Raw genomic sequence first — 14,994 nt, 5'->3', positions numbered from 1 at the left:
ACTGCCACGATGAATAGTTTTTTGCAAGTGTGCCGCCCGAGGGTGGGGAAGGTACTTTCAAAAGAGATGGAGTGTGGTAGGGAGGGAGGACGTAAAAAAACATTGCGGCGGGCTTGCCGCAGTGAGGGGGGCGTCGTTCTTCATGCAGCCTGTTATGAGGCACTTGATCTGGTCCGTCCTGCTGCCGGCCGCCGTTGGGAGTATGGCGGCTGCAGGCGTATGCCTATGGTGGGTTCCCGGTGGGGAAAAGGTTCCTGAGCCGATAAAAAATACCAGCCTGTATAAGGCGGTTCATCGTCCGCCTGTGCCAGTCTCCTCTCCTTTGGTGCTGCCACCTGCTGCAACATCGGTAGGGACGTCTGTTCCAGCGGGAACTGCACATGAGGCTCCGGCTGTACGGGAAGCCCTGAATCTGCCTAGTTTTGCTCCGCTGGTACATCAGGTTATCCCGGCGGTGGTGAATATCTCCATCTCTCATGCTTCATCCTCTGCCGATGATGAGGATGATGATTCTGATGCGGCATCCCAGTCCACCAGCCATGAACAGCGACATTCAGCGCCTGCTACCCCTAGAAAGAAGCGGCACTCCCGGCATCATGGGGCAGGTAAGGCGCGGCGTGTGTTGCATCCCGCAGATGATGAGCTGACGGGTGCTGGTTCTGGCTTCGTGGTGGATGCCTCCGGCATTATTGTGACAAATCGGCACGTTATCGGGCAGGCTACACGCATTATGGTGTCCCTCTCTGATGGCCGGTCTCTATCAGCTCACAGTTTAGGTGATGACCCCATGACGGATATTGCCGTCATCAAGGTGGATAGCCCAACGCCGCTTCCCTGTGTGTCGTGGGGGGATAGTCGGCAGGTGGAAATCGGGGACTGGATATTGGTGGCCGGTAATCCGTTTGGGTTTGGTTCATCAGTAACGGCGGGGATCGTGTCGGCTGTCGGGCGTGATTTGGGCAGTGGTGCGCTGGATGATTTCATGCAGCTTGATGCGCCTATTAATCCGGGTAATTCTGGTGGGCCTGCGTTCAATCTTCAGGGGCAGGTCGTAGCGATGAATGCGGCGATCGCATCCCCCAGCGATGGTTCCGTGGGGATTGGTTTTGGTATTCCTTCGGAGATTGTGGCCCCGGTTGTGGAAGCTATCCGCAAGACCGGCCATGTAGAGCATGGCTGGCTGGGTGTAACGCTCAACGATGCTAGCTTTCCTATGTGGGTAGAGGATGTGGACCCTCACGGGGCGGCCTGGCAAGGTGGTTTGCGGAAAAAAGATGCTATTTTGGCAATCGGGAATGTTCCGGTTCATGATGCCCGCACGGTGTTGCGTAGCGTGGCTGCCGCTCATCCCGGGACCATCTTCAATTTTACCATAAGGCGGGAGGGTAAGGTCATTACCCTCCCGGTTGCGCTGGGCAAGCGGCCTACAGCGGCTTTTTAAGGCTTCAGGGTGAAGCGAGGTCTTGCGCCTGTGCTAAACGGGCCTGCGCACTGACCGTTACACGGACAGTCTGCATCTCTGCTGTGCTTTCAGGCGGTGGTGTGGCGGCACTGCGGGCTTCGGCCATCATGAGCATAGGGCTTATGTGGGGAGGCGGTGCGAAGTCATCCATGCCTTGGCTGCCGATATGTACACGTTCCAGACCAAGCAGGGTCTGCCCGAGAGCTGCTGCATCTTCCTCAGCCTGTTGGCGGAGTTTTTTCAGAGCTCCAAGACGGGCTTGCTGCTCCAACTTTGCACGAACCTCGGGGTTGAGGCTCCATTGCATGTCTTCAATGCTGAGCCCCAGTTTCTGGAGTTTTTCAGCCAGAGCGAGCAGACCATCACGGTTCTGGCTGCTCAATACCAGAGCCTGACGGGCAACCCAGCTTCGCTTGTCATGGGGGGCATATTCCTGCCCAACAGCGTAGCTTTCTGCCGTGCTTTTTATACCCGGTTGGTCTTTCAGAATGGACATAGCATTGCTGACAAGCTGGTTGAGGTGCTGTTGGGCAATGGTGGGGGAGCTACCTTCTGCCCTAGCAGCAAAATGGATAGATAGCGTATCGGCTTTGGCCTGCGCCTCATCGGAGACGGAGAAGGATAGTACCGTGCCATGCGGGCGAGGATGAGGGGGTGGTTCTGCGGGGGTTGTAACAACCGGTCCGCCATCCGGCGTAGCCAGCGCATTGGGGGTGGAAAGGGCAACGCTACTGAGTAGGCATCCGGCGGCTAAGGCTTTCAGACCAGAGCATGACAAGGAACGATGGAGGCTCATGGGTGGGGCCTTTCTTGATTTTTTAGTATAACAAGTGCGCGCCGTAGGCGGCCTATACCTGCTCGTATGTGGTTCTGCTGGCAGAGTTCTTGCCCTTCTTCCTGAAGATGCCGTGCATCATCCATTGCGCCAACGGGGACATCGTGGGGCAGACGCATCTTTGCTGCCAGATGCTCGTTTAGTTGAGCGCAATATGCCTGACTATCGCTGGTAATAACGAGGTCCTGCGCTGGAGGGGAGGCTTCCTCATCATGCAGTAGCGACCCCCAAGCGTGCCCCGACCGAGGCGGCATCTGGATCAGCAAGAGAATGACAGTAAGGAAGAAGACGGTACGCATGAACATAGGACTATCACAGCTTATATGCCCTAAAGATGGGCAGGGCATGAATATTCAGTAACAGATATGGTGGGTTGTGGGGCCTCATGATGTATTACGTGTTGGCGTGGTGCTTCTGCTAGTCTGCTCGGCCTCTGGTGTTAGGGGGAGAAAGAGGGTGACTTTCAGGCCCGGGTTGGCCTGAGTGAGGATCAGACGGCCATGATGCAGGCTGGTGACAGCCTGTACCAGAGAAAGCCCAAGGCCGGAGCCGGGTGTATTGCGTGCGCTCTCGGCACGGAAGAAACGCTCATGGGCACGGAGTATATCGGCATCATTCATACCGGGACCCTGATCTTGCACGCTGATCTCAAGCCCTAGGGGGCGTTGTCGCTCGTTGGTAATGCCGGAGGCTGTCGTCGCCATAACAGGATGGGCACTTAGGGTTAGCGTGCTGTCAGGTGGGGAAAATTTGATGGCATTGTCCAGAAGATTGGCGAGTGCTTGTTGCAGCATGCGCTCATCGCCGAACAAGGCAGGCAGCGTCGTGACATTTAGTTTTAGCTTCAATCCGGCATCTTCAGCGGAGGCTTCATAAAGCTCGGCCATATTGGCGAGAAGCTGGTTAAGATCAACGATTGTAAAGGCCGAGCGTCGGGCACCGGCCTCGATTTGGGCGATGCGGAGGAGGGCCTCAAAAATGCCGGTGATGTGGTCTAGGTCTACAATGGCTTTATCGACGGCCACACGCAGCTCATCGGGGGATGAGGAGGAGAAGAGGGCTTCTTCTAGTTGGTTGCGGGCCCGCGTTATGGGGGTTCTCAGGTCATGTGCGATGGCGTTGGAGACCTGCCGGACACCTTCCATCAGCCGGTTTATCCTATCCAGCATGGTGTTGACTGTCTCGGCGACAAGGTCGGTTTCGCTGCCTGTTAGAGTGATGCGGTGGTTGAGGTCGCCATTGGCAACGGCGGAGGCTGTGCGGGCGATGGAGCCGACCATGCGGCGGAAGAGGTCCCGTACCACCAGTGCCCCCCCTACAGCCAGTAGGGAGATCATAACCGCACACCAGATGACCGTGCGGGTAATGACGGTACTGAGGAGAGTACGGCCCCGTATGTCGTGTCCGACAATCAATCTGAACCCATGGGGCAGGGCATAGGCCTTAAACTGGGCTGGTGTGGTGAAGGTGTAGCGACGGATGGTCAGTTCATAGAAATGATTCATCTTCTCGATGGCGACAGGCCAACCCGGCAGATTTCCGGCTAGTCGTCTGCCGTGGCGGTCCATGAGCAGATAGAGAGCATCGTCATCAATATTCTGTTCCAGCCTGTCGTTGATCGCATCCCCAAGAGCTTCGGCCCCCCCGTGGTTCCAGCGGTGCCGCAGCTCTTGGGCATCGGTCTCTATGAAGGCCCGGACATGGTCATTTAGCAGGCTGGTGCTGCTCCACCAGATGAAAGATAGGAACAGCGTTGCCGAAATGAGGAACAGAACACCATAGCCCAGTGCAAAGTTGATCCCTGCCGAGCGGATGGGCCAACGCCGTTTTCCGGTCCCATTGCGGATAGCAAGGCGGTAGAACCATCGGCGGCGGCGAGGGGGTGTTCTGTCCTTTGCCATAGTGTCTGGTCTTGTCAGTCCTGAGCGGGGCGGAGGATGTAGCCTGCATTGCGGACCGTGTGGATGATGGCCGTCTCGAACGGCTTGTCCACCTTTTGGCGCAAACGGGAGACATGGACGTCAATAACGTTTGTCTGTGGGTCGAAATGATAGTCCCAGACCTTTTCTAGCAGCATCGTCCGGGTGACGACCTGCCCAGCATGGCGGACAAGGAATTCTAACAAGCGGAATTCACGGGGCTGAAGGTCGATTTTTTGCCCATTGCGGCGAACTTCGCGGGAGAGAAGGTCTAGCGTTAGGTCCCCCACGGTGAGGGATGTTTCGGGGGCGGACTCATTATGTCCACGGCGGCCTAATGCTTCCACACGGGCCAGAAGCTCGGAAAAAGCAAAGGGTTTTGTCACATAATCATCCCCGCCAGCCCGCAGGCCGTCCACTCTGTCATCCACGTCGGAAAGGGCAGAAAGCAGTAGTACAGGGGTGTTATTTTTCTGGCCCCGTATGGTCTCAAGGATGTTCAGCCCGTCTATGCCGCCGGGAAGCATCCTGTCGAGGATGATGATGTCGTATTTCTCTCCGATGGCGAGATAGAGTCCATCTTTACCATTATCGGCTTGATCCACATTGTGCCCTGCCTCTTTCAGCCCTTTGAGAACAAAGGAGCGGACAGTCGGATCATCCTCAACCAGTAGAATACGCATTGGCCCTGCCTGTTTTCCTGATATGCTGCATTGTGCATTTCTATGAGGGCAGGATAGCGGCAAGCCGGGGCAAAAGGGAAGTATGCCTGTTTCCGGTCGCATCGCCTTACATTACGGGCATGTCAGGATGCCTGATCCCGACATGCTTCGATCACAGACAGGGAGAAACGGCCATGCAGTACAGAACACTGGGGCGGACTGGCCTTAAGGTAAGTGAACTATGCCTTGGGACTATGACATTCGGCCAGCAGAATACGGAAGCTGAGGGCCATGCCCAGCTCGATAAGGCTCTCGAACATGGCGTAAATTTCATCGACACGGCAGAGCTTTATTCCATTCCTCCACGGGCAGAAACGCAGGGTTCGACCGAGCGGATCGTGGGAAGCTGGCTGAAGGCCCGTGGTAACCGGGATAAGGTCATTCTGGCCAGCAAGGTGGTCGGGCGTAGTCAAAATGACTGGTTCCGGCCCGGTGGGGAAAAGCCCCGCTTGACCCCGCAGCAGATACGCTATGCCATTGATGAGTCCCTGAAGAGGCTGAATACTGACTATTTGGACCTTTACCAGCTTCATTGGCCGGATCGTGAGATCAACATCTTTGGCGAGGGCGGTACGACATTCCGTACGCTCTCCGATGCCGATGAAGTGCCGATCGCTGAGACACTGGGTGCTCTGGGTGAGTTGGTGAAGGAAGGAAAGGTCCGTCATGTTGGCTTGTCCAACGAGACCGCTTGGGGTGTATCTGAGTTCCTGCGTGTCTCACGGGAGGAAAAGCAGCCTCGCATTGCCTCTATTCAGAACGCCTACAATCTGTTGAACCGGACCTATGAGATTGGTCTGGCCGAGATGGGGTTGCGGGAAGATGTCGGCCTGCTGGCTTATTCTCCTCTGGCGCAGGGCTATCTGACCGGAAAATATCTGGATGGTGCCCGCCCACCGGGAGCCCGCACGACTTTATTCAATCGTGGTCAGCGGTACGAAAAGCCGGGTGTGGATGATGCCATCCGGGCCTATCAGGCTCTGGCGAAGGAATTCGGGCTAGATTTTGCCCAGATGGCCATAGCCTTCGTTACGTCCCGTCCCTTTGTGACCTCCAACATCATCGGGGCCACGACGATGGAACAGCTTGAGACGGCACTGACCTCTATTCATGTGGAGATTACTCCAGAGCTGGAAGAGAAGATAAACGCCATCCATCAGTTGAACGCTAATCCAGCTCCCTGAAAGGGCTTTTTGATGTCCTATGACCGGAACTGACATACCGGGCTGGTACTAGGTCATTCAGTGAAGCAGGACAGACCATGTTTTCTTCATGAGGGCATGGTCTGTTGTGGAGGGAGACGCTCGTATGGTGGTTTATACGCCTGACAGATACATGAAGCAGGTCTGCACATCCTGTGGGGCTGTTTATGTGTCACATCAGCCGTCAGATGTGCTTATGCCCAAAGTGATACGGTGTAAAAAATGTGGTCATTCTGGTTTTGAGTATGTTTTTTTCACCCGTCCTTGGTCGTCCGGTGCAGGCTGGGTTAGGCGTTTTTTCGCCTTCGGGCTGGGGAGGCGCCTATAGGTTGATATAAGAAAACTATTTCCCTTGAAATTTAAAGAAACCCCGCCTGAGGAGTTCCCGGCGGGGTTTCTTCTGTTTCAGGCAGTTCGTTTCAGCAGCCGCCATAGGGCGAGCAGCACCCCGCCAAGTAGGGCGAGATAGAGCAGTACCGCCGTGCCGATGAACTGGCGGGTCCGGCGATGGGAATCATCTGCCCATTGAAGGAAGGCCGTTACATCGCTGGCCATTTGGGGAATGGTGGCCTGTGTCCCATCGGGAAAGGTGATCATCCCTTCATGCAACGGCGGGCGCATCTTGAATTTGTGGTGATGTGTTAAGGCTATGGGATTGTAATAGGTGTTCGGGGCCAGTGTGACGCCAGGAGGGGTTGGGCGGTAGCCTGCCAGCATCTGGCGGATATAATCCGGCCCACCCCGGATGGTCCGGGCAATGTGGGAGAGGTCTGGCGGATAGTCTCCGCCATTATTGGCCTTGCCCACGGCGACGCTGGGATAGGGAGAGGCGATAGGGCTTTCCAGCCCTGCATGACGCTGCTGTGCCCAGTGCTGTAGAGCCGTGACAGAGGGCTGGAGTCCGATCATGTCCCCATAATGGGCACGTTCCATGCTGTGGCAGGAGCTACATACCTGCTGGAAGATCATCAATCCTCGTTCTTCTGGGCGCATGGTAGGCAGAGGGTCGGCTGTGAGAGCCGCCGCCTGTGTAGCGGGTGCCTGCACTGGGGCAGGGCTGTTCGCTCTGGCCGTGGTGGAGAGGCTGGTTAGGGATAGGGCGGCTAGAAAGACCATGCCTGTTGGGCGGAAGCACGAACGCATCATGGTGTCTCTCCCTGTGTGGGGGCGTTACTGGCCTGTCGTTCTCTGTGAGCAGACAGAGGGAGCAGTACTAGAAAAGTGAGAAACCACACCAACATGGCCCCTCGGCTGAGCCAGACCCACAGAGGTGTGGCCCCGTGCATCCCTGCCAGAATGAGGGTGATGAAGGCGATAAAGAAGAGCCCCATACCTAACCGGACTAGCGGACGGTAGGTTGCATTATGGCGGGGGGAGCGGTCTAGCCACGGCAGGAGGAAGAGGACCAGCAGGCTGGAGGCTGCTGCAATCAGCCCACCGAGACGGGAGGGAATAGCCCGTAGCATGGCAAACCATGGAGCTAGATACCATTCCGGTGTGATGTCTGCTGGTGTTTTGAGAGGGTTGGCTGGGATGATGTTATCCAGCTTGCTTAGCAACCCCGGTAGGAAGAAAATCAACACGGTAAAAATAGCCAGAAATACGCAGACAGCTAAACAATCCTTCGTCACATAAAACGGGGCAAAGGGGCGGGTCGTGCGATCCGGATGGGGGCTGTCTAGCGTAGGATTGCTGGAGCCTGTACCATGCAGGCAGAGTATATGGAGCCCGACTATTGCAGCGATGATGAAGCCAAGCGTGAAATGTAGGATGAAGAAGCGGTGCAGGGCTACGCCGCCCAGAGTGTCTTCTCCCAGCAGATAGACGAGCAGCCCGTGCCCGATACCTGGTATGGCCTCCACGGCATGGGTGATAACAGTAGCTCCCCAATAGGACATTTGTCCCCATGGCAGCACATAGCCTGCAAAGGCGGTTGTCATGAAAAGAAGCATCAGGAACAGGCCGGAGAGCCAGACTATTTCTCGTGGGGCTTTGTACGACCCGTACCAGAGGCCCCGTCCGACATGGATATAGAGCGCAGCAAACAACATGCTGACACCCCCCGTATGGATGCTGCGGATGAGCCAGCCGGAGGGAACCCGCCGTTCTATGGCTTCTACACTGTCAAAGGCTAGAGAGAGATCGGGCTGATAATGTAGGGACAGAAACAGCCCGCTAACGAACATCAGCCCGAAGGTGACCATTAGGCAGGCCCCCATTGTCCAGAGCAGATTGACCGGTGGCATGGGAAAGCGGGCCATATGCTGGCAGAAAGGCCGCAGGAAGGGGAGGCGAGAGTCGAGCCAGTTGCCGGTCGGGGGCGTGCTGTCTTTCATGGTGCGGACTATCCCTTAGAGCTGCTGGATGCTGTTCATGCTGTAATGGGGTGAGAGTGTGCTTTCACCCAGTCGGATTGTATGGTCATCCACGAAATGGAGCGGCGGAACCGGCAGGTTATAGGGGGCAGGCATGTTGCGGAGGACCCGGCCTGCTCCATCAAATTGCGACCCATGACAGGGGCAAAAGAACCCGCCAGAGGCGGGTAGGCTGGCGATGTTCTGGTAGTCTGGCACGCAGCCCAGATGGGTGCAGATGGTAACATACACGCCATAGTCTGGTCGGAGGGACCGGTGGGCATTTTCGGCTTCACGGGGTTGCTGCCGTATGCGGGATTGCGGGTCCAATAGCTGGGCAAGGAGGGCGGGGTCTTCCAACGCCCGAATCATCTCCGGCGTGCGGTGTTGGATGGCTACAGGCATTCCTTGCCAGACAACGACCTTATGTGCGCCGGGCGCAAGGTCTTGTACGGAAACATCCATGACGGTCTGTTCCTGCGTGCTGGCAGCAGAGCTTGCTTGTGTGCGGCGGAGACTATCCAGAAACGGCACAGCCAGTGTGCAGGCACCAGCACCACCTAGAGCAAGAGACCCGGCTGTTAGGACCGTGCGGCGGGTCGGGCGGGGTAGAAGGGATTCTCCATCATCAAGGGATGAATGGGCCGGGTTGGCATCGTGTTTCTGGGTCATGGGCGGGCCTCCTCCTCAGGGCCTCCATTTATAGGAAGAGCAGCAGGGCGGTGCAATCGGCCCCATCATAGCGTGTCTGACCGTTTTCCCCTGTTGAGCTTATAAGAGGCGGCTTATAGAGCAGCCCGCATTCTGCCTATTAATGTCAGGCTGCGGTGTTTCAGCCCTTCCAGCAGGAGATAGACTGTTGGTGTGGTGTAGAAAGTAAGGAGCTGGCTGACAGCCATCCCGCCCAGAATGGCCACGCCGAGCGGGTGGCGCAATTCGCAGCCATAGCCTTGGCTCATCAGCAGTGGGATGCCGCCGAGGGCTGCGGCCAGTGTTGTCATTAGGATAGGGCGGAAGCGTGTGACGGAGGCATGGCGGATGGTTTCTTCTGCTGTCATGTCCGGGTGATGCTGGCGGATGTATAAGGCGAAGTCGATCACCAGAATGGCATTTTTCTTTACTAGCCCTGTCAGCAGGATAACACCGATGATAGCCACAAGGCTGAACTGTTCTCCAGCAATCCAGAGGCCCAGCACGCCACCGACACCAGCAGATGGCAGTGTGGAAAGAATGGTAAGTGGGTGGAGGAGGCTTTCATAGAGAATGCCGAGTGTGATGTACATGATGGCAACAGCCGCTAGAAAGGCGAGCAGTGCGTTGAGCATCAGGTCGGTTGTCTCGCCGGTTGTCCCTGTGAACTCCCCGTGAATTTTGTCTGATGCGTGCAGATTGACCAAGGCCCTGTGTATCAGCGCAATGGCATCGTCATAGCTAGTGCCGTCTGCCAGATCGAAGGAGAGCGTTGTGGCGTAATAGCCGTTATGGTGGGTAATGCTCAGGGGCATAGGGGTTTTGACAATGCTGGCTACATTATCCAGCGGGATCATTGTTTCCCGTGCCGAGGATACGGCGGCACCATTTGAGCTGTTGCCTGATAGTTTGTTGGCGAGTGAGTTGGTGACGGAATCCCGTGCAAGGGATGCTTGTGTGCTGAGTGTCCCCTTGGACCGAACACGGATGAGGTTGGAGGCAATGCCTCCTGCTGCCGTTCCAGCAGAGGTGGAAAGCCAGAGATGATGTAACGTGTTGGGATATTCACGGAATGGCTCAGCGACCACCATGACAACCCGGTGATTGGTCAGAGGGAGGTGGATGGTGGAGACAATGCTCTGCCCGTAGGCGTCAAAGAGAGCATTTTGCACAAGCTGGGGTGTGATGTTGTAACGGGCCTCGAGGTCACGATGGATGAGGATATTGGCAAAGAAGCTTAAATCCTCCGCATCGGTGGAGAGGTTGCGGAATTTCCCGCTGGCTCGCAGCTGTGTCAATAAGGGGGGGATGGTGGCATAAAGGGGGCCGTTACTGTCGCTCTGGAGAACATAACGGTAATTGCCGGTGGTATTACTGTCGCCACCACCTTGCCGACCATTGTTCAGCGCCCAAAAAAAGGCTTCCGCTCCTGCCTGTTGGGGAATGGCTTTTCGCAACCGTGCTAGTACGACCGGGATGCTGTCACGCAGGCTTTTATCTTTGAGGGTGACGAAGATGCGGCCCGTATAGCTGGTGCGGTTGAAGGTCACGACTGTTTGGACAGCCGGGTCCTTCTGGATGATGGATTCTACCTGATGCATCCTGCGGGTCAGGGCTTTGAAGGAGAGGCTTGGCTCGCCATTAATACTGCCCTGAAGGATGGCAAGGTCCATGCGGGGAATGGCAGTTTTGGGCATGATGGCGATTATGCCGACCATAAGCAGGAAGCTGCCTGGTAGGGTCAACCCGATGAGCCGAGGGTGGCGCAAGCTCCAATGCATTGAGCGGTCGTAGAGTGAGGTAAGGCGGGCAAGGCCTGTTTCCACGGACTGGATGGTTCGCCGCACGCCGTAGAGAGCCCATGCGACAGGGTCTTCCAAAAGAGAGTAGCGGGGCCGGTGTGGGGCTTTTGGTGTGCTGCCTGCTGGTTCTATCGTAAGGAAGTGGGCGCAGAGCATGGGGGTTAGGGTGAGGGATAGAACCATGGAGATGGTGATGGTTGCCGCCATCGTCATGGCGAATTCATGCAGGGCGGAACCAAGCGTACCGGGAATGCTAAGCAGGGGTATAAAAACAGCGATGAGGGACAGGCTGATGGAGACGATAGTGAAGGCGATCTCCGAGGTGCCGTGAATACTGGCCTGATAGCGGTCCATGCCATTTTCCATGTGCCGAGCGATGTTCTCTAGCACAACGATGGCATCATCAATGACAAAGCCAACCGCAATGGTGAGGGCCATGAGAGAGAGGATATCCAGCGAGAAACTGAACCACGCCATAACTGTCAGCGTCCCGGCAAGGGCGATGGGGATTGTAATGGCCGGGATGAGTGTGCTGGCTGGATGGCGGAAGAATAGGGCAATGACCAGTACGACCAGAAAGATGGAAATGACTAGAGTCTGTTTAGCATCTACCAGAGAGGCCCGGATGGTTAGGGACAAGTCCAGCCCTGTACGGAGTTCTGCACTGGCGGGGAGGGCCTGCTGGAGCCGGGGCATACGCTTTACGATGTCATTCACAATTTCTACCGCATTGGCATGCGGCTGTGGAATGACAGCAATAGTAATGGCCGTTTTCCCGTTTAATGTGCTGTTTTGGTAGACATCTTGTACATCATCTCGCACGGTCGAGATGTCTTTTAGGTAGATGGGGTTTTGCCCATTACGATAGGCGACAATGAGGTCCTTATAATGGGCCGCATCAATAGCCTGATCATTAGTCTGTAGCTGGATGCGCTGATTGCCTGAGTTAATAAACCCTTTGGGTGTGAAGGCATTAGCCGAGGCCAGAGCAGAGCGGATATCCTCGGGATTCAGGCCCCAGCGGTAGAGTGGGTAAGGGTTCAGTTCGACCCGGACAGCGGGGTTGGAGGCACCGAATAGCTCGACCCGCCCCACACCGGCTATCTGGGCGAGAACAGGACGGACCCTGATGGTGGCAAGGTCATAAAGCTGTGCTCTGGGAAGTTGGTCTGATGTCAGATGGAGCAGATAGATCGGTTTGTCACCATCCAGCTTGAAGGCCTGCGGGTCGGCGGCCAGCGTGCTGGTTGGTAGATCGCTTCGGGCAGCATGCAAGGCTGCTTGAACGTCCCGCAAGGCACCGTTGATATCACGGGAAGAAGAGAAGTCCAGAAAGATAGAGGTCTGCCCGCTATTGGTGACAGATTCCAACGTCTGGATGTCCGCAATGGCTGCTAGCCGCCGTTCTAAAGGGGTAGAGACAGAGGTGGCCATTTGCTGCGGGTCTGCCCCCGGCTGATTGGCGATGACCATGATGGAGGTGGCCGTCATATCCGGCATGGTGGATATGGGGAGGAATGGCAGAGCAATCAGCCCGGACAGAAAGATGGCGAGCGCCAACAATGTTGTCGCCACAGGGCGGTCAATGAAAAGGCGGCAGAAGACCATCCCTGGTTATTAACTCTTTCTTACCGTGTTATTGCAGAAGCTCTGCCTCCATAAAGATATTATCCCACCTAGATCAACCTGTTTTTACTGGTTGTTCAAGTAATATCGGTTTCCGAATAGAAGGTTAAAACTATCTCCGCCATCTGGCTTATGGGGTCATTGGCTGGGGAGGTGAGGGGATATAGCCATATCCCTGAACATAGGTGACCGTTTGGGAGACATACCCCTGACCGGGTTGATAGTGGGTATAACCGGGTATGGGGTAAGGATAGCCGGGCGCAGGCGGCGGGGCTGCTGGCGGCTGGACGACAATGACATTTGTACTGGGTGGCGGGGGCGGGGTGTAGCTAGGTGCCATATAAGGCATGGCGTAGCCGCCACCATAGCCGCCGTAACCACCATAAGAACCGCCGCCGAACCCGTTAAACACGCGGTCGATCGTATTGTAACCAACACCAGACCCAACACCAAAGCCCAGCCCTCTGGCAAAGCTGTGGCCGAAACTGTGGTGATGATGTGCTTCCGCTTGGGTGGCTGTTAGTCCGCAGGCCAGCGTGGCTAGGGCGAGGCCTGTGGCCACCTGCTTTAGTATTCTGGGGACACGGATCATCTTGGTTTTCCTTGTTCCAGTTTTGTCAGGCTGCTGCCCAACCGACCCCTTCCATGGGGGCATCGCAAAGGCAGAATACAGGAGGTGGCTCTGAAAATGTTAGTGAAATCGGTGTTACGAAACGGTCATCTCCACTGGTGCGCGGTCGTTCTTGAACCGGTCATTCAGCAATATTGGCAAAGAGGCCCTGCGTTACTGTTTGTACGTCCTGTGGTGTCAGACAGGCTAGAAAACCCCGGGCTCCCGCATTGATCCATATAGTTTTGTGCTTCTGGGCACTGCGGTCGATGACTGTAGGGAGAGTTTGGCGGGAGCCAAAAGGTGTTGTCCCGCCAGAGACGAATCCTGTGCGGTCATGGGCTTCATCCGGCTGCATCATTTTGGCATTTCGGCCGCCAAGAGCGATGGCTAATGCTTTGAAATTGACCCGTTTATCGACTGGAATAACCGCAAAGGCAGGTTGTTTACGGTCGACCTTCACGGCGAGTGTCTTGAAGACGGCTGAAGGTTTCGCCCCGATAGCGCTGGCCGCCTGTTCGCCGATATGACCTTTCTGTGGGGCGTAATCATACTGGCAGGTTTTGTAAGAAATACCTGTACTGTCGAGAAAACGGGTAGCGGCGGTATTGTGCTGGTCAGTCATGGGGGAATCCCTGTTGCCTCATAGGGTAAAAAAACTCGCCCAGCATCAGACCGTGCCCGTTTCTCTCTGGCAAGGGATGCGGTGCCTTGCTGTTGTTGCATGGCAGAGCAGTTGCGTTAAGTGTGGTTGCGGGTACATCCTGTTGGGGAGACGGATGAGCCGTCATCGTTTGTCATGCAGGGAGGAGTCCCATGTCCAAACCATTGGTTGTTTTGGCCGAGTTTGAGGCTCAAAAGGACACGCTGGAGGCGTTCCTTGAGGTCTGCCGATATGATGCCGCTCATTCGAAGGCTGATGAGCCGGGCTGTCTGGAATTTACCATACAGTGCAGCGAGGATGAGCCGGGACTTGTCGTTCTGCATGAGGTTTATGCGGGCCGTGCCGCTTTTCAGGCGCATGAGGCAGCACCGCATTTCGCTGTATTTTCCAAGGCGTTGAAGGACTTGAAGATCATCACGAGGCAGATACGTTTTTTTCAAAGGCAGTAAGGGCGGTAATCGTTCTTGATGGATGATCTGTTTCCGGAGACCAGAGAGCGGCTTAGCCTGTCCTCTGGGGCGGTGTTGCTGGGTGGTTTTGCTCAAGCAGAAGCGCAGGCGTTGCTTCATGCTGTTGAGCTGATTACGCAGCAGGCCCCCTTTCGCCATTACAGAGTAGTAGGTGGTGGCCGGATGGCTGCTGCTATGACGGCTTGTGGTGAGTATGGTTGGGTGAGTGACGAGCAGGGGTATCGCTATGTGCGGACTGACCCGTTGACAGGCAGGCCCTGGCCCGCTTTGCCGTCCCTATTTCTGGCGCTGGCTGGCCGTGCAGCGCAGGCCGCTGGTTATGCGGGGTTCGTCCCACAATGCGGGCTTATTAACCGTTATGCACCCGGTGCTGGGATGGGGCCTCATCAGGATCGTGATGAGCACACTATGGAGGCCCCGGTCGTGTCGGTGTCGCTGGGTCTTTCGGCCCTTTTCCAGTGGGGCGGGGCGCGGCGGCAGGATGCTTGCCGCAAGGTGCCGTTACATCATGGCGATGTCGTGGTGTGGGGTGGCCCAAGTCGAAGCCATTTTCATGGTGTCCTGCCTGTTCGCTCTGCTCAGTCGGGAACGGGATTAGGGTGCCGTTATAATCTCACCTTCCGGGTGGTGGACTGATC

14 protein-coding genes are annotated in these 14,994 nt (G+C 56.2%); 4 read left to right on the top strand and 10 right to left on the bottom strand.

Going from position 1 to position 14,994, the window contains the following annotated elements:
- Positions 1–154: 154 nt before the first annotated feature.
- Positions 155–1,441 (top strand): S1C family serine protease, encoded by a 1,287-nt coding sequence (locus AL01_RS07955; protein ID WP_408735443.1) that lies wholly within the window; start codon positions 155–157, stop codon positions 1,439–1,441.
- 4 nt (positions 1,442–1,445) lie between these two features.
- Here the strand turns inward: AL01_RS07955 and AL01_RS07950 are convergent, their stop codons facing one another.
- From AL01_RS07950 to AL01_RS07935, 4 genes are all read right to left on the bottom strand, one after another.
- The gene (locus AL01_RS07950; RefSeq protein ID WP_077397019.1) at positions 1,446–2,258 is read right to left on the bottom strand and encodes an SIMPL domain-containing protein; all 813 of its coding nucleotides are present in this window, start codon (positions 2,256–2,258) and stop codon (positions 1,446–1,448) included.
- Positions 2,255–2,602, bottom strand: coding sequence for a hypothetical protein (locus AL01_RS07945; protein ID WP_077397018.1), 348 nt, complete (start codon positions 2,600–2,602; stop codon positions 2,255–2,257). The genes AL01_RS07950 and AL01_RS07945 overlap by 4 nt, the downstream gene beginning before the upstream one ends.
- A 78-nt stretch (positions 2,603–2,680) precedes the next feature.
- Entirely contained in the window at positions 2,681–4,198 is a 1,518-nt protein-coding gene (locus AL01_RS07940; RefSeq protein WP_077397017.1) for a sensor histidine kinase, read from the bottom strand.
- A 14-nt stretch (positions 4,199–4,212) separates the two neighbouring features.
- Positions 4,213–4,899 (bottom strand): response regulator transcription factor, encoded by a 687-nt coding sequence (locus AL01_RS07935; protein WP_077397016.1) that lies wholly within the window; start codon positions 4,897–4,899, stop codon positions 4,213–4,215.
- A 173-nt stretch (positions 4,900–5,072) separates the two neighbouring features.
- Between AL01_RS07935 and AL01_RS07930 the strand changes: the two genes are divergently transcribed.
- Positions 5,073–6,122, top strand: a complete 1,050-nt coding sequence (locus tag AL01_RS07930; RefSeq protein WP_077397015.1) for an NADP(H)-dependent aldo-keto reductase — start codon at positions 5,073–5,075, stop codon at positions 6,120–6,122.
- Positions 6,123–6,545: 423 nt separating this feature from the next.
- Here the strand turns inward: AL01_RS07930 and AL01_RS07925 are convergent, their stop codons facing one another.
- The 6 genes from AL01_RS07925 to ybaK all read right to left on the bottom strand — a co-directional run bounded on the left by AL01_RS07925 (position 6,546) and on the right by ybaK (position 13,847).
- Complete coding sequence (locus AL01_RS07925; protein WP_241502778.1) at positions 6,546–7,286, bottom strand: cytochrome c1; 741 nt, start codon at positions 7,284–7,286, stop codon at positions 6,546–6,548.
- Positions 7,283–8,476 carry a cytochrome b gene (locus tag AL01_RS07920; RefSeq protein WP_077397014.1) on the bottom strand — a complete coding sequence of 398 codons (1,194 nt, stop codon included), beginning with the start codon at positions 8,474–8,476 and terminating at the stop codon, positions 7,283–7,285. Before AL01_RS07920 ends, AL01_RS07925 begins: the two co-directional genes overlap by 4 nt.
- 15 nt (positions 8,477–8,491) lie before the next feature.
- On the bottom strand, positions 8,492–9,166 hold the full coding sequence (gene petA, locus AL01_RS07915) for a ubiquinol-cytochrome c reductase iron-sulfur subunit (RefSeq protein WP_077397013.1): 675 nt from the start codon (positions 9,164–9,166) through the stop codon (positions 8,492–8,494).
- A gap of 113 nt (positions 9,167–9,279) precedes the next feature.
- On the bottom strand, positions 9,280–12,594 hold the full coding sequence (locus AL01_RS07910; RefSeq protein ID WP_077397012.1) for an efflux RND transporter permease subunit: 3,315 nt from the start codon (positions 12,592–12,594) through the stop codon (positions 9,280–9,282).
- 148 nt (positions 12,595–12,742) lie between these two features.
- Positions 12,743–13,204, bottom strand: a complete 462-nt coding sequence (locus tag AL01_RS07905) for a hypothetical protein (protein WP_077397011.1) — start codon at positions 13,202–13,204, stop codon at positions 12,743–12,745.
- A gap of 160 nt (positions 13,205–13,364) precedes the next feature.
- Positions 13,365–13,847, bottom strand: coding sequence for a Cys-tRNA(Pro) deacylase (ybaK, locus tag AL01_RS07900; RefSeq protein WP_077397010.1), 483 nt, complete (start codon positions 13,845–13,847; stop codon positions 13,365–13,367).
- A gap of 191 nt (positions 13,848–14,038) precedes the next feature.
- Here ybaK and AL01_RS07895 point away from each other — a divergent pair, with 191 nt between their 5' ends.
- Entirely contained in the window at positions 14,039–14,335 is a 297-nt protein-coding gene (locus AL01_RS07895) for a putative quinol monooxygenase (RefSeq protein WP_077397009.1), read from the top strand.
- Between the two features lie 18 nt (positions 14,336–14,353).
- Entirely contained in the window at positions 14,354–14,992 is a 639-nt protein-coding gene (gene alkB, locus AL01_RS07890; protein ID WP_077397008.1) for a DNA oxidative demethylase AlkB, read from the top strand.
- Positions 14,993–14,994 lie beyond the last annotated feature (2 nt).

This window comes from Bombella intestini, assembly GCF_002003665.1.
Lineage (GTDB): Bacteria > Pseudomonadota > Alphaproteobacteria > Acetobacterales > Acetobacteraceae > Bombella > Bombella intestini.
This window is presented reverse-complemented; position numbering and strand designations above follow the sequence as displayed.